Consider the following 18,164-nt stretch of genomic DNA (forward strand, 5'->3'; position numbering starts at 1 on the left):
AGTCGCCGCGGTGTCCAACGGGAGGCGCGGCAGTGCGCCGGTGCGGCCGGTGGCGCGCCACTGCGGGAGGGCCGCGGGCGCACCGCAAGACGGACGGGCGATACGCGTATGGTGCCGGAAATGCGGGGAAATGTCATAGGAGATGTGTCACTTCACGATTTACGACCCAAGATCCCCTGTTGGAAGCCGTGGCGCGTGGTGTCTACTGGGGGCTTGCCCAGCGCCCACTTGTTCGGGAGGAACAGCATGCTCCCCTCCGTTTCGATTCTCCAGCAGATCGGCCTAGGCATTCTGCTGGTCGTCGTCGTCCTCTGGGCAGTCGGCCTGATCAGACTCACCCGGCGCGGGAACCCCGGGGCCGCCGCCTCCTCCCGGCAGCGGCCGCCCCGCTCCCGGGCCCGCCTCGACGCGGTCCCGCGCCAGACCGGCCCCGGCGGCCCCGCCTCCGAGAACGTGGACCTCACCCCCGCCGAACGCCGAGCCTTCGACGACCTCGTAAGGCAGCTCACCAGCCGTAGTTGACCCACCGTCGGACCGCCGGGTGCACCGGCAAAGGGGCGCGCCCGGCTCAGTTCACCGGCCCCAGCTTCAGCAACGCCAGTGCCGCCAGCATCTGGACCGATACCGAGGCCGCCGCCTTTCGGGTCGGCAGGTGGTGCTGACCGCGTATCAGCAGCACCGCGAGGAAGTAGCCGAACCCCCAGGTCGTCCACGTGGCGGCCTGGACGAACGTGGAACTCGTCGGCAGCCAGCCCGCGATGGCCAACCGGGGCAGATCCGTCACCCAGAAGACCACCACGAACAGGCTCGCGGTCGGCGCGAACCGCCCGTTGCCGCCGAGCGTCCGCGCTATCGCATGCGTGACCGCCCCCAGCCCCAGACTGGCGAGCAGCACCCCCGCCTCGGCCATCCCGGCCAACTGCAGCCCCGCCGTACGGTTCGCCGTCCACTGGGCCCGGAACGCGTCCACCGACACGATCCCGATCCCACCGCTGATCAGGCACAGCAGCACCGCCGCACCCCACGCGCTGCGGTCCCGCGCCTCGTCGAACACCTCGACCGGCCGGTACCAGAGCCCGAATATCAACCGGTGCCACCACAGCCGGCGACGCCGTACCGGCTCCCGGCGTGCGGGTTCCTGACGTGCGGTCGCGGGCTGCGGAGGCCCCGGCTGCACCAACGTGGGCGGCGGCGGAGGCGGCGGCTCCGTACCCGACGGCGCGGCAGCGCGCCGGCCGGACCGGGACGGCGGCGGTGTGGGGGGCGGCGATGCGGACATACAGCCGTTTCTACCACCGGCCGCTTCGGCCCGACGCGCGGGCATCGGGCGAGGCAGAACCCCGGCGGCCGGACCCGGATGAGACGCTCGACCGGTGACTCTTCAGACACCGGAGCACGACGAGGCGCACGGCGCCGGACTGGGCAGCCGCCTCAACTGGCTGCGGGCGGCGGTCCTCGGGGCCAACGACGGGGTGGTCTCCACCGCCGGACTGGTCGTCGGCGTGGCCGGCGCCACCGACTCGCGGGCCACCCTGCTCACCGCCGGGCTCGCCGGACTGCTGGCCGGATCGATGTCCATGGCGGCCGGCGAGTACGTGTCGGTCTCCACCCAACGCGACTCCGAGAAGGCCGCACTGGCCCTGGAGAAACGCGAACTGGCCACCGAACCGCAGGCCGAACTCCAGGAACTGACGGAACTGCTGGAAGGCAAGGGAATCGGCTCCGAACTGGCCCGGGAAGTCGCCGAGCAACTGACCGAGCACGACGCGCTGCGCGCCCACGCCGAGGTGGAACTGGGCATCGACCCCGACGAGCTCACCAACCCCTGGCACGCGGCGGGCGCCAGCTTCCTCGCCTTCACGGCGGGCGCGCTGCTGCCGCTGCTGGCCATCGTGCTGCCGTCGGCGGGCGCGCGACTGTGGATCACGGTGGTCGCGGTGCTCGCGGCGCTGGCCCTGTGCGGCTGGACCAGCGCACGCCTGGGGCCGGCTCCGGTGGGGCCGTCGGTGCTGCGGAACGTGGCGGGCGGCGCGTTGGCCATGGGCGTCACGTACGTGGCCGGGACGTTGCTGGGGGCGGTGGGCGTTTAGGGCCGGTCGTCCGGCCCTATGAGTCTGTCCGCCCGCTGTCGGCCGGGCCGTACAGGTCCGGGTACGAGGGGAAGACGCCGCCGGGGCCGTCCACCGTGGTGGCGGCGCGGGCAGCCTTGGCGATGGCCCGGGCCAGGACGTCGGCGCCGGTGGCGAGGATGTCGTTCAGGGCGCCGGCTTGCAGGTGGACGCTGAAGACGGGGTCGGCCAGGGCCTCCGCGGTGGCGAGCGGGCGGGCGCCGGTGGCCAGCGCGAAGACCGTGTCGCCGTCGTTGAGGAGGTGGGCGGGGCGGACGGCGCGGGCCAGGCCGTCGTGGGCGGTGCCGGCGAGCTTGTGGGCCTGGGAGCGGGTGAGGTCGGCGTCCGTGGCCACCACCGCGAGGGTGGTGTTCAGGGGCGGGTGGACCGACGCGGCGGACCGGGCCGCGGAGATCTCCCGGGCCTGCGCGAGGCGGCGCCGGGCGGCCGCGTGGACCTCGGGGTCCGGGAGCGGGCCGCGGGCGCCGTGCAGGGCGCCGGTGTGCGGGTCGGCGAAGGAGCCCGCGGCGTTGACGGCGGCGAGCGCGGCGACGGTTATGCCGGACGGCAGGACCGCGCTGGCGGTGCCGACGGCGCCCTTGAAACCGCCGACGACCGAGCCGGTGCCGGCGCCGACGTTGCCCTGGGGTACGGGTGAACCGGGGGTGGTCCGGGCGGCGGCCTCGACGGCCGCGCGGCCCAGGGCGGCGTCCGGGCGGGCCCGCCAGTCGCCGCCGCGGCCCAGGTCGAAGAGGGCGGCGGCGGGGACGACGGGGACGACCTGGGCCGGATCCGGGCCGACCCGGAAGCCGCGGCCCTGCTCCTCCAGCCAGGCGACGACACCAGACGCGGCGTCGAGCCCGAACGCGGAGCCGCCGGTCAGGACGACGGCCTCGACGCGCTGGACGAGGTTGCGGGCGTCGAGGGCGTCGGTCTCCCGGGTGCCCGGACCGCCGCCGCGTACGTCGACCGCGGCGACGGCGCCGCCTTCGGGGGCGAGGACGACGGTGGTGCCGGTGAGCCAGCCGTCGCCGATGCGCTGGGCGTGGCCGACCCGCAGGCCGGGGACGTCGGTCAGGGCGTCGTGCGGGCCCGAGGGGTGAGGGGTGTCCTCGCCCCCCTGGTGCCGCTGGTGTTGCCGCGCGTCAGTCATGGGGCCATGCGTACCACGCGGATGCCGCTCAGTTGCCGGCCGGACCCATCACGACGACCGGGTGGAGTTCCGGGTCGAGGGTGCGCAGCAGTTCGCGCATCACCTGGGGCTTGAGGCTGACGCAGCCCTGGGTGGGGCCGTCGTGGTCCACGTGCAGCCAGACGCCGCCGCCCTTTTCGTCGCCGAGCGGCCGCTGGCCGTCCAGCGGGGACGTGCCCGGGACGCGGTTGTAGTTGATGGCGATGACGTAGTCGAAGGCGCCGGCCAGCGGCTCGCCCTCGACGCCGGTGCCATGGGCGACGAAGCTGCTGTTGTGGTCGTAGGGGAGCTTGGTGCCGTCGGGGGCGGGCAGGCGGCCGCCGGCGTCGGTGAGGGCGTAGACGCCCTGGGGGGAGCGCAGGTCGCCGTAGTGGTGGCGGGTGGTCCATCCGTGGGCGGCGTTGTGCGCGGCCCAGCCGGGGCCGGCCTGCCAGAGGTCCGACCCTTCCGCGCGGGTGTAGAGGACGACCTTGGACTCGTACGAGTCGGGGCCCTTGCCGGTGACGACGAGGACCTGGCGGGCGTTGGCCGGTATGCGCTTTCGGGCGGCGTCGCCGAGCTCGGGGATGGCGCGCAGGCCGCGGGCGGCCTCCGGTGCGGCCTGTGCGGGCGCGGGGGTGTTCGGGCTGGACACCGTCCGGGCCGAACCGCTCTTGGCGTCCGGCCGGCCGTTGTGGTCGTCGCCCGATGCCGGCCAGGCCCAGAGGGCGGTGCCGACCAGGGTGGAGAGCGCGAGGCCGCTGACGGCCTTGCTGCGCCGGGACAGTCTCCTGCGCGCACGGGACTGAGCGTGGCGGGCTGCCATGTCTGGCGTCTCCTCAGCTACGGGCGGGTGGACGGCCCGTGGGACACCGCGAATGTGCCGGACCCCCGGGCATAAAAAGGGCAATCTGCACCCTACCGCGTTCCGGCGGAGCCGCTTCCGCGGGCTGTGGTGAACGGTAGAGGGCCCGAGGGCGGCGGCGCACATCGGGTGGACCTTTGGTAGGGGATTGCGGGGATTGCGGGGATTGGCCGGGTGGACGGGGTGTGCGGGCGGCTCCGGAGGGGGCGTCAGGGGCGCCCGAAGTTGGCCGGAATGTGCCCCAAGTCTGGTCTGTGCCAGCCGAGTTGGACGGGAATGCCGCCCTCGGTGAGCGGGTGCTCAGGGCCGCCTGGCGGGCGGTCGGTCGGGCGGGCGGGACGGGCGCGCGTACGGCCGTTCGGCACGCTAATGGGGGACGGGGCGCGGGCCGGGCGCCGCTCACACCCGTAACCGGGATGGGCCGACCGGCGGCCGCTACTCCTCCTCCAGGGCGGTGCCCTGGCGGGCTGTCAGGGTGACGCCCACCGCGACCGTCAGCGCCGCCACCAGGCCCGCCGCCGGCACCGCCGCCGATCCAGCGAACGTGCAGGCCAGGACCAGTGCGGCGGCGACCGGCAGGACCAGCTGCTGGGCCGGTCCGCGCTTCTGGTGGCGGGAGTGGATCAGCCACACGGTGAACAGGTAGAGCGCGGCCGGCACCGTGGCGCAGGCCGCCGCCGCGTACGCCGAGAGGTGGGCCCGGCCGGCCGACTCCTCCACTGCGATCTCGATGCCCGCACCGATCGCCGCGGCCGAGCCGAACACCAGGTAGTGCCCGTAGCCCCACAGGAACGCCTGGCGGCTGGTGCGCAGGTGGAGGTGGATGGGGACCGCGAAGTAGATCCAGTACGCGGCGAAGACCAGCAGCAGGCCGCCGGCCGCGATCGGCAGCAGGGTGGCCAGGTCGTGGTGCTCGTCCAGCGCCGACTGCACCGCCACGGTCGCCGCGGAGACCGTCTCGCCCAGCACGATGATGGTGAACAGGCCGTAGCGTTCGGCGATGTGGTGCGGGTGCCAGCTGGTCCGGCGGTCCCGTTCGGCGACCGCCGGGACCGACAGCTCCAGCAGGCCCATGACGATGAACACCCACGGGGCGTCGGCCGCGGGCAGGAACAGCAGCGCCAGCCAGCCGACCTGGCAGACGGTCACCCCCAGGGCGTAGTGGAGCGCGGTCCGCCGTTCGGTGCCCCGGGTGCCGTGGGCGGCCCGCAGCCACTGGCTGACCAGCGCCAGCCGCATCACCAGATAGCCGAACCAGACGATGCGGAAGTCCCCGGCGGTGAAGGCCCGCGGCACGCCCGCGGCCAGGATGAGGACGCCGGCGATCTGAACGAGGGTCACCACGCGGTACAGCGCGTCGTCGGTGTCGTACGCCGACGAGAACCAGCTGAAGTTGACCCACGCCCACCAGATGGCGAAGAACAGCATCAGATAGCCGGTGACGCCGTGCCCCGGATGGCCCTCGGCGAGGGCGTGCACCAGTTGGCGGCCGGCCTGGGCGACCGCCACGACGAAGCAGAGGTCGAAGAACAGCTCCAGTGGAGTGGCGGCGCGGTGCGCCTCCGCACGACTGCGCGCACGCATCAGAACCGGCACGGTGCCCCAGCCCCTCTCGTCGACCGCTGGTGGGGTGGCACTCAGTAGAGCGCGGGGGCCGGGGGGGCAGCGGCGGCGCCGGGGCCGCGGCGTGTCGGGGGCGCACGCCCACCGGGCCCACGACACGCACGCCGGTGACGATGCGACCTAGTCGGCCACCGCTTCCACGATCGACGGGAAGCCGCCCGTCGGCAGCACCCGCGTCAGCCGGAAGTCGCTCGCCGACAGCAGCGCCGCGAAGTCGTCCGCGTTGCGTTCCCGGCCGTCGAGGACCGCCAGCATCGCGACGTCCATCGTTTTGCCGAAGTGCGGCGCGTTCCCCGGCGGCAGGACGGAGTCGACGACCAGCAGGCGGCGGCCGGCCGCCATCGCCGTGCGGCAGCTGCGCAGGATGCGGCGGCAGTCCTCGTCCGGCCAGTCGTGCAGGACGTGTTTGAGGACGTAGACGTCGCCGCCCTCCGGGACGGCGGCGAAGAAGTCGCCCTCCTGGGTGCGCCAGCGGCCCTTCAGGTCGTCGGTGTCCAGGAGGTGGTGGGCCAGCGGCGGCGCCAGGTCGAAGAGGACGCCGGTCGCCTGCGGGTGGCGGCGCAGCACCGCGCGCAGCAGTCCGCCCCGGCCGCCGCCGACGTCGACGACGGTGCCGGTCCCGGGGAACGGGTAGGCGGCCGCCACCGCGTCGTCCACCGGGGCGGCCAGCGACGCCATGCCGTCGTCGAAGAGCTCCCGCTTGGCCGGATCCGACTCCAGGTGGGCGAAGAGAGGTGCGCCGAACAGCCGCTCGAAGGCCGCGCCGCCGTGCCGCACCGCCTCGGTCAGGCCGGCGGAGGTCCGCAGGAACAGGTCGTCGGTCAGCATCATGACGGCGGGGTGCAGCGAGTCGGGCACGTCGGTGCGCAGCTGCCGGGCGGCCGGCGTCAGCTGGTACGCGCCCGAGGCGTCCTCGCGGAAGATGCCGCGGGCGGCGAGGTACCGCAGGACGCGGCGCAGGTGCGGGGCGTGGGTGTCGGTGGCGGCGGCCAGTTGTTCGGGGGTGCGCGGGCCCGCGGTGAGCCGGTCGGCGATGCGGTAGTGGGCGGCGGTGCGCAGCGCGGCGGAGAAGAGGTGGCCCAGGGCCTGTTCCATGAGGTGGGTCGCGAGGTCGCCGGGCTCGTCCGCCGGACGGGTGGATGAAGTGGCCAACGTCAGCCTCCGGTCGTCGGCTTGGTCGTCCCTGCGCCACGTCGCAGGCACGGTGATCCACGGTTGCAGGCGGGGGCGGTGGTGTCACGGGGGGAGGGGTGGCGACCCGCTGCGTACCGGCCAGGGAGCACGGTCGCGGCCCGTGGTGCGATCGGGTGCGCCGGGGGGCAGACGGCGGCGGCCGTGCATGGTCGAATGCGCGTATGAGCGACCGTGACCTTCCCTTCCCCGCATCCGTCCTGGAACCGCTCGACGCCCGCCTCGCGGACCTCGTGGCGCTCTACGAAGACCTGCACCGCCACCCCGAACTTGCCTTTCAGGAGACCCGCACCGCCGCCGAGGTGACCCGCCGCCTGACCGCGTACGGCTACGACGTCACGACCGGCATCGGCGTCACCGGCGTCACCGGTGTGCTGCGCAACGGACCGGGCCCGGTGGTCCTGCTGCGGGCCGACATGGACGCGCTGCCGGTCACCGAGAACTCCGGGGTGCCGTACGCCTCCACCGTCCCGGGGCGGATGCACGCCTGCGGGCACGACGTCCATGTGACCTGCCTGCTGGGCGCCGCGGACCTGCTCTCCGAGGGGCGCGACCGCTGGTCGGGCACGCTGGTCGTGCTGTTCCAGCCGGCCGAGGAGGCCGGTAGCGGCGCCCGCGCCATGCTCGACGACGGCCTGTACAGCAAGCAGCTGGTGCCGGTGCCCGATGTGGTGCTGGCGCAGCACGTCGCCCCGTTCGGCGCGGGGCTGATCGCGTACTGCCCGGGCGCCTGTATGGCCGCCGCGGACACGTTGGAGGTCACCTTCCACGGGACCGGCGGCCACGGGTCGCGGCCGGAGACGACGGTGGACCCGATCCTGATGGCGGCGGCGTTCGTGCAGCGGGTCCAGTCGGTGGTGTCGCGGGAGATCGCGGCGAAGGAGCAGGCGGTGGTCACGGTCGGCTCGTTCCACGCCGGGGACACCGCCAACGTGATCCCGGACCGGGCCGTCGTACGGCTCAGCGTCCGCAGCTTCGACCAGAACGTGCGGACCGCCGTGCTGGCCGCCGTCGAGCGGATCGCGCGGGCCGAGGCGGCCGCGTCCGACGCGCCGCGGGAGCCGGAGACGAAGGTGCTCGACTCCTTCCCGGTGACGGTCAACGACACGGCGGTGCTGACGGAGGTCAACGAGGGCTTCACCCGGCTCTTCGGCGAGCAGCGGGTCTTCGCCTACGAACCGGCGACCGGCAGTGAGGACGCGGGCCTGCTGGCGAGCGCCGCCGAGGCGCCGCTGTACTACTGGTGGCTGGGCGGCTGGGACCCGGACGAGTTCCGCACTGCACTGGCCGCCGGCCGGCTGGCCCAGGACATCCCCTCCAACCACTCGCCGCGGTTCGTGCCGGTCGCCCGGCCGACCCTGACCACCGGCGTGCAGGCGCTGACGGCCGCGGCGCTGACCCGGCTGGCCGGGGTGTAGCGGGGGCCGCTCCGGTCCGTTGACCTTGCCCCTGGGGGAAGGCCCAGCATCGGCGGGGCCGGGCGAGGCGCCCGGTACGAGGAGGACGGACGCCGCCCGGCGGGTGCCGGGCGGGGCGACGGAGTGCAGAGGAGCACTGGGTGGACGGGGAGTCGCTGACGATCGGGGCGTTCGCACGGGCGTCCCGGCTCTCGCCGAAGGCGCTGCGCCTGTACGACGAGCTCGGTCTGCTGACCCCCGCCCACGTCGACCCGTACAGCGGATACCGGCACTACGCCCCGGCCCAACTGGAGCGCGCCCGGCTGGTCGCCTGGCTGCGGCGGCTCGGGATGCCGCTGGCCCGCATCCGCGAGGTGTGCGGGCTGGCGCCGGACGCCGCGGCCCGAGCGGTCGCCGCGTACTGGGCGCAGGCCGAGGCCGAGGTCGCCGCCCGCCGGGACCTGGCCGCCTTCCTCGTCGACCAACTGGAGCGGAAGGACACCGCGATGACCCAACCCCTGGACCCCGCGACCCCGTTGACGATGCGCTGCGCCGCCCTGACCGACCGGGGACTGGTCCGGCCCGCCAACCAGGACGCGGCCCATGCCGGCCCGCGCCTCCTGGCGGTCGCCGACGGCTACGGCCCCCGTGGGGGACCGGCCGCCACCTCCGCCATCGAGGCGCTGAAGGCCCTGGAGGACCAGGACCTGACCTCGGCCGACCTGCCGGCCGTACTGGAGGAGGCGGCGCTGCACGCCCACCGGACCGCGCCGCGGGCCGACGAGTCGACCGGCAGCACCCTCACCGCCCTGCTGCGCTCCGGTTCCCGGCTGGCGCTGCTGCACGTCGGGGACTCGCGGGCGTACGTGCTGCGGGACTCCGGGCTGATCCGCCTCACCCACGACCACAGCCTGGTGCAGTCCCTCATCGACGAGGGCCGGCTCACCCCGGAGGAGGCGCCGTCGCACCCCCAACGCGCCCTGCTGCTGCGGTCCCTGGACGGCGGCACCGACTTCGCCCCGGACCTCCAGCTGCTCGACGTCCGCCCCGGTGAGCGCTACCTGCTGTGCACCGACGGCCTGACCGGTGTCGTCCCGCCCGAGGCGATCGAGGAGGCGCTCGCCGGCGCGGCCACGCCCCAGCAGGCCGCCGCCGCACTGGTCCGCCTCACCCACGAGGCCGGCGCCCCGGACAACGTGGCGTGCGTGGTGGCGGATGTGGTGGAAGGGGGCGAGGTGGCGTAGGCGGGGCGCCCCGGCCCCGGGGACGACGCCGGCCGCGGCCCCGGAGCGGGGCCGCGGCCGGACCGCCGCCGCGGTCGGTCCCGGTCCGGTGGACCAGGGCCGGACAGGCTCTAGGCCCGCCCCTTCAACATCCCCTGGAAATAGAGCTGCGGCAGGCCGTAGCGCTTGAGGAACCACATGTCGGTGCGTTCCCGGGTGGTGTCGAGGAAGGGGAACGAGGGGGCGGGGCGGAGGTCGTAGTCGAACTCGGCCAGCAGCATCTTGTGCCGGGCGGTGACCAGGGGGCAGGAGGTGTAGCCGTCGTAGCGGGCGGCGGCGGGGCGGCCGCGGAGCCCGGCGAGCAGGTTGGCGACGAGCACCGGGGCCTGCTTGCGGATCGCGGCGCCCGTCTTGGACGTGGGGAGGTGGGCCACGTCCCCCAGGGCGAACACCTCGGGGAAATCCGGGTTCTGGAGCGTGTGCGGGTCCGTCTTGACGTACCCGTGGGGAGAGCCCGGATCGGCCAACGGGCCGTCGGCGAGCCACTGCGGTGCGCGCTGCGGCGGTACCGCGTGCAGCAGGTCGTAGCGGACGGTCTCGGCGCGGCCGGTGGCGTGGTCGGTGAGGACGGCCGCGCGCTCCGGGCCGTCCAGCGCGGTCAGTTCGGTCTGGAGGCGCACCTCGATGCCGTAGCGGCGGGCGGTCCCCTCCAGGGCCCGGGCGAAGACCGGCACCTTGAAGAGGGACGGCTCCGGGAGGGCGAGGATGGTGCGGATGTTGCCCAGGACGCCGCGCTTGCGCCAGTAGTCCGCCGCCAGATACGCGATCTTCTGCGGCGCGCCACCGCACTTGACCGGCCCGGACGGCATGGTGAACACCGCCGTGCCGCGCCGCGTCCGGCGGATCAGATCCCAGGTGTACGGGGCGAGGTCGGCCCGGTAGTTGCTGCTCACCCCGTCGTGGCCGACGGCCGACGCCAGCCCCGGCACGCCGTCCCAGTCGAGCCGCAGACCGGGCGCCAGGACCAGCCGCCCGTAGGAGAACACCCGGCCGGTGGCGGTGGTGACCGTACGGGCCACCGGATCGACGGCGGTGGCGCGCTCCCGGAGCCAGCGCACGCCGGGCGGGATGACCTCGGCCTCGGGGCGCAGCGCGGCCCGCAGCGGCGCCTGGCCGCCGCCGACCAGGGTCCACAGCGGCTGGTACCAGTGCGTCTCGGCGGGCTCCAGCAGCGCGATGTCGCGGAGGCCGGCGCGGCGTAACCGGGCGGCGACGGTGATGCCCGCGGTGCCGCCGCCGACTATCAGGACCTGGTGGTGGACGGGGGAGGTGGCGGGCGCGGGGTCCGGGGCGGCTGCGGGCGGGGTCATGCGCGTCTCCTGACTGTTGGGAGTGGTGGGGAGTAGCGGGGAGCGGTGGGGAGTGGTGGGTGGCTCATGGGGGTCGGGGGTGCGGGGTGAACCGGCGGGCGTGGGCGGTGGGGCGTCGGGGGGCTCGGGTGGCGGCCTCACAGGCCGGTCAGTGTGGTGGCCGCCATCGCCAGCGCCAGGACGGCGACCAGGGCGGCGAAGGAGGTGGTGAGGGTCCGCGGGCGCAGGTGGCCGGCGAGCCGGTTGCCGAGGTGGCTGCCGACCGCGGCACAGGCCGCGAGGGTGGCCAGCAGCGGCCAGTCCAGGGATCCGGTACCGGCCCGGGTCGCCAGTGCCACACCGGAGTTGATCAGGATCACCAGCAGCGAGGTGCCGACGGCGATGGGCATCTCCAGGCCGAGGACCAGGGTGAGCGCCGGTACGACGACGAAGCCGCCACCCACCCCGAAGAAGCCGGTGAGCAGCCCTACGGCGGAGGCGGTCACGATGGTGCGGAGCGGGCGGGGGCGGGGGGCCGGGGAGGTGCGGGATATGTGCGGGCCGGTGGGTCTTCCTGAGGAGGATCGGCGGACCGCTTGCCGCAAGCGGGTCGCCTCCCTCAGGCAGACCGCATCCCGTAGGCGTGCCGGGTGCGCCCGGGGTGGCGATTCCTTCGCCGTGGTCTCGGATCCGTTCTCCGACCGGTTCTTCGAAGCGTTCTCCGACCGGTTCTCGGACCCGGCCTCCGCGTCGGCCCGCTCGCTCTTCCGGGTGCCGCGCGTCACCATCCCCGCCGCCACCACGAGCATCAGCACCGAGAACGCCGCCATCAGGACCCCCGGGTCCAGGGCCGCGCTCCAGCGGGAGCCGGCGAAGCTGCCGGCCGTGCCCAGCGCCCCGAACGTCGCACCGGCGGCCCAGCGGACCCGGCCGGCCCGGGCGTGGCAGAGCAGCCCGCTGACCGCGCCGACCGCGACCACCACCAGGGCGCCCGCGGTCGCCTCGTGCGGCGACTGGCCCATCAGATAGACCAGGGCCGGCACCGCCAGCACCGAACCGCCACCGCCGAGTGCGCCCAGCAGCAGACCGATCAGCAACCCGCAGGGCAGTGCCGCCGCGGCTATGAGGACGGACACGGCGGCCCGTCAGGCGGACGGCGCCGCGGCGCGCGGAGCGAGGGCGACCGCCCGGCTGGCGTCGGACCATTCGGCGACGAACGCGAAGCGGTCGCCGCGGACCACCGTCTCGCGCCACTCCACCGGCCGGTCCCCGGCCCGTCCGACCCGTTCGATGGCGAACGCCGCCTCCCGGTCGGCCAGTCCGAGCAGCCACGCCTGCCGGATGTCCGGGAGGAACGGAGCGATCCGCTCCCGCCCACCGGTGACCTTCACCCCGCAGCGCCAGGACAGTTCACCGTAGAGGGAGGTGTGCCCGAAGTCGGCCTCCAGCAGGGGCTCGGCGAGGTCGGCCGGGAGGTAGGCGGTGTCGTGGGCGAGCGGTTCGCCGTCCGCGAGCCGCAGCCGCTCCAGGACGACCAGCGGTGCGTCCAGGACCAGCCCCAGGTGTCCGGCGACCGTCGCGTCCGCGGTCCGCTCCAGCCGCAGCACCTCGCTGCGCTGCTCCACGCCCTGCCCCTCCAGATCGCGGAAGAGGCTGTAGAGGGAGCCGAGCGGCTGCTGTATGCGGCGGGTGTCGAGGCGGCTGGCGCGGCCGCGTTCGGCGATCACCAGGCCGTCGGCGCGCAGTTTGCGCAGCGCCTCCCGGACGGTGTGCCGGCTGACCTCGTACTCGCCCGTCAGCCGGTGCTCGGCCGGGAACTCGTCGGTGAACGCGCCGGATTCCATCCGGCGGCGCAGATCGTCCAACAGCTGCGCCCACAGGGGCAGCGGGGAACCGCGGTCCAACGTGCGCGGTCCGTGCGTACTGCCGCTGCCGCTGCCGCTGCCGCTGCCGTCGCCAACGCCGTCGTGGTGCGGGGCCGTCCGGCCGGGTGGGGTCGTCCGGCCGTGCGCACCCGGTGGTTCGGGCTGGGGCGGCGTCATCTCGGTCCTCTCGTCCGTCATCCGGCCTGTCGTCGGCCGACAACCGGCCTGCCTTCGACCTGCCTCCGGCCTGCCTTCGACCTGCCTTCGACCTGCGTTCGGCCTGTGTCCGGCCTGCGGGGAGGGGGCTCGGCTTGTCCCCCGCCCACCGGATACCTAATGTACGTACATCCGTGCATCCGCACAACGGAGCGGCATTCACGGTGCATTCAGCCGTCCACGCTCCCAGCCCGAGCGAGCCGACCGCCGCGCACGGGCGCCGCGCACCCCTGGAGGCCCGACCGTGCACTTCGCGCAGTACTACCTCGACTGCCTGTCCCAGGCGTCGTACCTGATCGGCGATCAGGACAGCGGGCGCGCCGTCCTCGTCGACCCGCGCCGCGACATCGACGAGTACCTGGCCGACGCCGAAGCGGCCGGCCTGCGCATCGAACTCGTCATCGAGACGCACATTCACGCCGACTTCCTCTCCGGGCACCTGGAGACGGCGCGGGCGACCGGCGCCGAGGTCGCCTTCGGCGCGGCCGCCGAAACCGGCTTCCCCATACGGCGGTTACGTGACGGCGAACGCATCTGCCTGGGTGCCACCGGGCCCGGAGAGCCGTCCGGGACAGCGCCAGGGCCGACATCAGGGCCGGAAACCGGTGCAGCATCAGGTGCGGGATCAGGGATGGAATCAGGGCCGGAATCCGGGGTCACCCTCACCGTCCTCGCCACCCCCGGCCACACCCTGGAATCCATCTGCCTGGTCATCCGGGAGAACCCCGACGACGACGTGCCGTTCGGCGTCCTGACCGGCGACACCCTCTTCGTCGGCGACGTCGGCCGCCCCGACCTGCTCTCCGCCGCCGGCCACACCCCGCAGGACATGGCGGCACGCCTCTACCGCTCCCTGCACTCCAAACTGCTGCCCCTCCCGGACGCGACCCGGATCTTTCCCGCTCACGGCGCCGGCTCGGCCTGCGGCCGCAGCATCTCCACCGAGACCAGCTCCACCATCGGCGACCAGCGCCGCCTCAACTACGCGCTCCAGCCCATGACGCAGGACGCCTTCGTCCGGCTGGTCACCGCCGAACAGCCGGCTGCCCCCGGCTACTTCGCCCACGACGCGGCCCTCAACCGCGACGGCCACCCCCTACGGGACGCCGCGCCGCCGGCCCCGCTCACCCTGGACGAGGTGCTCACGGCCCGCGACCAGCAGGGCGCCGCACTGCTCGACTGCCGCCCGGCCGCCGACTACGCCCGCGCCCACCTGGCCGGTTCCCTGCATGTCGGCCTGGCCACCCGGTTCGCGGAGTACGCCGGCAGCGTGGTGGCCCCCGGCACCCCGATCGTCCTCCTCGCCGACCCAGGGGCGGAGCACGAGGCCCGCCTCCGGCTCGCCCGCATCGGCTACGACCGGGTGCTCGGCCACCTCCCCGACCCGGCCCGCGTTCTGGCGGGCGCCCCGGAACTCACCCGCCGCAGCAACCGCTTCCCCTTGTCCGACCTGCTCGAACGGCTGCCGCTGGACCCGGTGGACGGCCCTCAGCTGATCGACGTGCGCAATCCGGCCGAGTACGCGGCGGGCGCCCTGCCCGGCGCCCGCAACATCCCGCTGGCCGCGCTCCTCGACCGCCTCGACGAACTGGACCCGGCCCGCCCGGTCGTCCTCTACTGCCGCAGCGGCAACCGCTCGATGATCGCGGCGGCACTCCTGGAGGCCCACGGCTTCGTCGACGTGAGCGACGTCTCTGGCGGCTACCAGGAACCCGCCGCCGCCTGACCCCGGGGGGAGGGCCCCGGCCCTCCCCCCACCCCTTTCCGCGTTCCCCTCGTCTCTTCGTGGGCGTCCGCGGCCCGTCCGGCGGCCGTCACCGACGCCTCACCGCCCCCACCAGCAGCGCCACCACCGCCGCCAGAATCGCCCCCGCCAAACACCCCACCGCAGGCAGCGCCAGCGACGGCAGCACTCCACCACCGGCCGTCCGCACAGAGCCATCGAGCCCCAAAACCCCCACCGACCCCACGGCACCCACGAGACTCCCCGAACTCCCCGAACTCCCCGAACTCCCCGAACCCGCTGAACTTCCGGTAGTTCCGGGCCCCGACGTGGCGCCCGCGCCCGTAAGGGCCAACCCCAGCCCCGCCGTAACGGTCAGGACGGACTTGGTGACGCCCGAAGCCTCCCCCGCGCGCTCCCGCCGGACCACGGCCTGGGTCCCCGTAAGGGCCAGCCCGCCCGCCACCCCGAGTGCCGCCGCGGCGCCCGTCGAGGCCGCCAGCAGAGCGGCCGCCCCGGTAACGGCCCCGGCCGCCCACAGCGCGCCCCCGGCGCCGGCCAGGCACGCCGCCATCACCGGTACGGCCGCCCTCGGGCGGACCCGCCCGGCCACCGGGCCCCCGACGGCCAACGCGGCGGCCGGAACTAGGAACGCCACCCCCGCCTCCAACACCGTCCACCCGTAACCCTGTTGGAGCGTCAGCGGGACCACGTACAGCAGGGCCACCGTCGCCGCGTTGGCGACCGCCCCGGCGGCGGTCAGCGTCACGTAGGGCAGGTTGCGGAAGAGCGCGAGGTCCACCAGCGGGGCCGGGGCGCGCCGTTCGGCCCGTGCGAACAGTGCGCCCAGCAGCAGCGCACCCGCCGCCCAGGCCCAGATGGTGACGTGGTCCAGCCACCGCGCCAGGCACACCAGGGCTCCGGTCGCGGTCACCGCACCGGCCACGTCCAGGGGGAGCTCCGCGGCGGCCGGGTCGCGGGACTCGGCCGCCCGGCGAGCGCACCACACCGCGGCCGCGGCCAGCGGCACCGTCATCCAGAACACGGCCCGCCAGGACGCCGACCGGGCCAGTACGCCACCGAGGAACGGGCCGCACACGGTGGCCAGCCCGGCCAGGCCCAGCGCCCGCCCGGTCGCCCGCCGCCCGTGGCCCGGCGGGCAGGCGTTGGTGAGCAGCGCCAGCCCCGCGGGCATGATCAACGCGCCGCCCGCCCCCTGCGCCACCCGTGCCGCCACCAGGAAGGGCAGCGACGGAGCCACCGCACACAGAGCGGCGCTCACCCCGAAGAGCACTGCTCCGACGGCCAGCATCCGCCGCCGCCCGCAAAGGTCGGCCAGCCGCCCGGCCACCGGCATCAGCGCCCCGGCGGCGAGCAGATAGCCACTGACCACCCACGGCGCCGCGGCCGGGGAACCGTGCAGATCGGCCCGGACGACGGGCAGCACCGGATTGAGCGCGAAGGAATCCAACTGGACGCAGAACGCCCCGACGGCCAGCGCGGCCTGCGCCCAACGGCCCTGGGGGGAAAGCCCGTTCATCGCAGATACGGACATGGTTGCGGCAACCCGCCTCTCAACTCGAACAAAGGAAGGGAGAAGAGGGAGGGATGAAGTGCACCGGACCGGGGCAGGAAGAGGCGGGGCGAGAACGTGCCGCGCTACCGTGCGGGGTGCGAGAAGGGGCCGACGCCGCCCCATGGAGCCGCACGGTCCCCGTGGGCCCGTACAGCGGACGTTCAGCGATCGTTGATCGCCGATCTCCATGCTTGTGAGCATGTTGCGCCGTGTGATCTCAGAGCATGCAGATGACGCCCGGGAAGTGCAAGAGCCGGATGCGTCGCAGATCGCCCTCACCTGGAGCGGGGAGCCGGGCCGTCTGGAGGAGCTGACGCACGGCATGCTCCTGGACCAGGCCGAACGGGCGGCGGCCGCACTCACCCGCTTCGGGGTGCGCGCCGGAGACCGGGTCGCGGTGCACCTGCCGCTGGTGCCCGAGTCGGTGATCGCCACGCTCGCCTGCGGCCGACTGGACGCGATACGCGCCACGCTGCCGGTCTCGCTGACCGTCCCTGAACTGGCCGCACGCATACGCGAGTCGGGGATCCGGGTGCTGATCACGGCGGACGCGGCGTTCTGGGACGGGTCCGTGCGGCCGGTGAAGCCGGTACTGGACCACGCGCTGGCGCGGAGCGCCGCCATGGACGCGAGCAGCCTGCCGCACACCGTCCTCGTAGTGAACCGCTGCTCCCGCCCGGTCTCCTGGAAGCCCGGCCGCGACAAGTGGTGGCACGAGGCCCTCGCCACCGACTGACCCACGGGCAACTCCCCGCCCACAAGCACCCCACCCGCCGGATCCCCTACCTGCCGGAGCCCCTACATAAGGGAGCCTCTAGCGCGGGGGCGCGCACGCGCGGGAACCGCTGGCTACGGGGGCAGGTACCTGCGGGGGCACCTACCTGCTGGGGCACTCACTTACGGCGAGTGCCGCCCGAGCGCATGTGCTGCCCGGCTGGCCCGGCCCGACCACGAGCACTACTGCACCGCCCGCCGCCACACCCGGCAACAGCACCCCGCCGTAACGCTGCCAGGCACCTCACCGACGCCGCCACGCACCGCATCCGGGACGCCGCAGCACCGGGCCGCATTACGCGCAGGCAGGCCCCGCACCCGGCACACCACAACCCAGCCCGCACCCGCCCAGGTGCCGCACCGGGCCCCGGCCAGCGACCACCCCACACCTCGCCGCACACACTGGCCAGGTCCCACACGTCGGTCCGACAAGTCGGCCCCCGCGCCTCGGCCCCATGCCTCGGCTCCCGCACTTCGGGCCCCATGCCTCGGCTCCCTTGCCTCGGGTCCGGTCCCACCCCGATGCGCCGCACAGCAGGCCGTACGCCGGAAGCGCTCCTAGCGTGGGCCTTCCCGCCCCCGTACGGAAGCCCGGTAGCCATGCCGAACCGCAAAGCCCGAGGCCACCACCCCCACCCCCGCCACCTCTCCCTCCCCCTCCCCGGTTCTGAGCGTGGGCGGCCGCTCGGGCGAGGGTGTGCCGAACACGGGCCACCCACCCGCCCGCAGGACGCGCACCGCCCCTATCCGATACCCACCCACGAGAAGAGCGGCTGGAGCACCTAGGCCCGCCGGTCCAGCGGATCAGGGATCGGACAACCCCTGGGCCCGGTCGTCACACTCCCACCTGCGGGGCCCCGCCCCCCGCCCCACCCCACCCCACCACCAAGGCCCTCCCCCCCACCACGCCGAGAGCAGGCGCCGAGCCCCGCCCGCCCCCAGCCCGCCAGCCCCCAGCCTCCGGGCAGACGGCAGACGGCAGACGGCAGACGGCAGACGGCAGACTGCGGCCACCGGCCACCGGCCACCGGCCACCGACCACCGGCCAGCAACCACGAGGCTGCAACCAGCAACCAGCAACCA

At 74.5% G+C, this 18,164-nt stretch carries 15 protein-coding genes; 6 read left to right on the forward strand and 9 right to left on the reverse strand.

What is annotated here, in order from left to right:
* The first annotated feature begins 246 nt into the window (after positions 1 to 246).
* Positions 247 to 522 (forward strand): hypothetical protein, encoded by a 276-nt coding sequence (locus CG747_RS39510; protein ID WP_100606727.1) that lies wholly within the window; start codon positions 247 to 249, stop codon positions 520 to 522.
* A 46-nt stretch (positions 523 to 568) separates the two neighbouring features.
* Here the strand turns inward: CG747_RS39510 and CG747_RS39515 are convergent, their stop codons facing one another.
* Complete coding sequence (locus CG747_RS39515; RefSeq protein ID WP_257981031.1) at positions 569 to 1,087, reverse strand: YIP1 family protein; 519 nt, start codon at positions 1,085 to 1,087, stop codon at positions 569 to 571.
* Positions 1,088 to 1,373: 286 nt separating this feature from the next.
* Here CG747_RS39515 and CG747_RS39520 point away from each other — a divergent pair, with 286 nt between their 5' ends.
* A complete protein-coding gene (locus CG747_RS39520; RefSeq protein WP_100606710.1) occupies positions 1,374 to 2,090 on the forward strand; it encodes a VIT family protein in 717 nt (238 codons plus the stop codon).
* 16 nt (positions 2,091 to 2,106) lie between these two features.
* On the opposite strand, the gene CG747_RS39525 is transcribed toward CG747_RS39520, so the two are convergent.
* The 4 genes from CG747_RS39525 to CG747_RS39540 form a co-directional block, all read right to left on the reverse strand.
* Positions 2,107 to 3,261, reverse strand: coding sequence for a P1 family peptidase (locus CG747_RS39525; RefSeq protein WP_100606711.1), 1,155 nt, complete (start codon positions 3,259 to 3,261; stop codon positions 2,107 to 2,109).
* Between the two features lie 28 nt (positions 3,262 to 3,289).
* A complete protein-coding gene (locus tag CG747_RS39530; RefSeq protein WP_100606712.1) occupies positions 3,290 to 4,105 on the reverse strand; it encodes a L,D-transpeptidase family protein in 816 nt (271 codons plus the stop codon).
* Between the two features lie 474 nt (positions 4,106 to 4,579).
* On the reverse strand, positions 4,580 to 5,728 hold the full coding sequence (locus CG747_RS39535; RefSeq protein ID WP_257981032.1) for a low temperature requirement protein A: 1,149 nt from the start codon (positions 5,726 to 5,728) through the stop codon (positions 4,580 to 4,582).
* A gap of 159 nt (positions 5,729 to 5,887) precedes the next feature.
* Complete coding sequence (locus tag CG747_RS39540) at positions 5,888 to 6,919, reverse strand: methyltransferase (RefSeq protein ID WP_100606714.1); 1,032 nt, start codon at positions 6,917 to 6,919, stop codon at positions 5,888 to 5,890.
* 203 nt (positions 6,920 to 7,122) lie between these two features.
* Here CG747_RS39540 and CG747_RS39545 point away from each other — a divergent pair, with 203 nt between their 5' ends.
* Positions 7,123 to 8,376, forward strand: coding sequence for an amidohydrolase (locus CG747_RS39545; RefSeq protein WP_100606715.1), 1,254 nt, complete (start codon positions 7,123 to 7,125; stop codon positions 8,374 to 8,376).
* Positions 8,377 to 8,516: 140 nt separating this feature from the next.
* Positions 8,517 to 9,599, forward strand: a complete 1,083-nt coding sequence (locus CG747_RS39550; protein ID WP_100606716.1) for a MerR family transcriptional regulator — start codon at positions 8,517 to 8,519, stop codon at positions 9,597 to 9,599.
* 110 nt (positions 9,600 to 9,709) lie between these two features.
* Here the strand turns inward: CG747_RS39550 and CG747_RS39555 are convergent, their stop codons facing one another.
* The 3 genes from CG747_RS39555 to CG747_RS39565 all read right to left on the reverse strand — a co-directional run bounded on the left by CG747_RS39555 (position 9,710) and on the right by CG747_RS39565 (position 12,969).
* Positions 9,710 to 10,948, reverse strand: a complete 1,239-nt coding sequence (locus CG747_RS39555; protein ID WP_100606717.1) for an FAD/NAD(P)-binding oxidoreductase — start codon at positions 10,946 to 10,948, stop codon at positions 9,710 to 9,712.
* A gap of 137 nt (positions 10,949 to 11,085) precedes the next feature.
* Positions 11,086 to 12,063 (reverse strand): sulfite exporter TauE/SafE family protein, encoded by a 978-nt coding sequence (locus tag CG747_RS39560; RefSeq protein ID WP_219621608.1) that lies wholly within the window; start codon positions 12,061 to 12,063, stop codon positions 11,086 to 11,088.
* Between the two features lie 9 nt (positions 12,064 to 12,072).
* A complete protein-coding gene (locus tag CG747_RS39565) occupies positions 12,073 to 12,969 on the reverse strand; it encodes a GntR family transcriptional regulator (protein ID WP_180985910.1) in 897 nt (298 codons plus the stop codon).
* A gap of 283 nt (positions 12,970 to 13,252) precedes the next feature.
* Here CG747_RS39565 and CG747_RS39570 point away from each other — a divergent pair, with 283 nt between their 5' ends.
* Positions 13,253 to 14,734: an MBL fold metallo-hydrolase gene (locus tag CG747_RS39570; protein ID WP_100606718.1), complete on the forward strand. Its 1,482-nt coding sequence runs from the start codon at positions 13,253 to 13,255 to the stop codon at positions 14,732 to 14,734.
* A gap of 88 nt (positions 14,735 to 14,822) precedes the next feature.
* Here CG747_RS39570 and CG747_RS39575 read toward each other — a convergent pair whose 3' ends face one another.
* The gene (locus CG747_RS39575) at positions 14,823 to 16,271 is read right to left on the reverse strand and encodes an MFS transporter (protein ID WP_257981034.1); all 1,449 of its coding nucleotides are present in this window, start codon (positions 16,269 to 16,271) and stop codon (positions 14,823 to 14,825) included.
* Positions 16,272 to 16,551: 280 nt separating this feature from the next.
* Here CG747_RS39575 and CG747_RS39580 point away from each other — a divergent pair, with 280 nt between their 5' ends.
* Positions 16,552 to 17,043: an AMP-binding protein gene (locus CG747_RS39580; protein WP_100606719.1), complete on the forward strand. Its 492-nt coding sequence runs from the start codon at positions 16,552 to 16,554 to the stop codon at positions 17,041 to 17,043.
* Positions 17,044 to 18,164 lie beyond the last annotated feature (1,121 nt).

This window comes from Streptomyces sp. CB02959 (assembly GCF_002803155.1).
Taxonomy (GTDB): domain Bacteria; phylum Actinomycetota; class Actinomycetes; order Streptomycetales; family Streptomycetaceae; genus Streptomyces.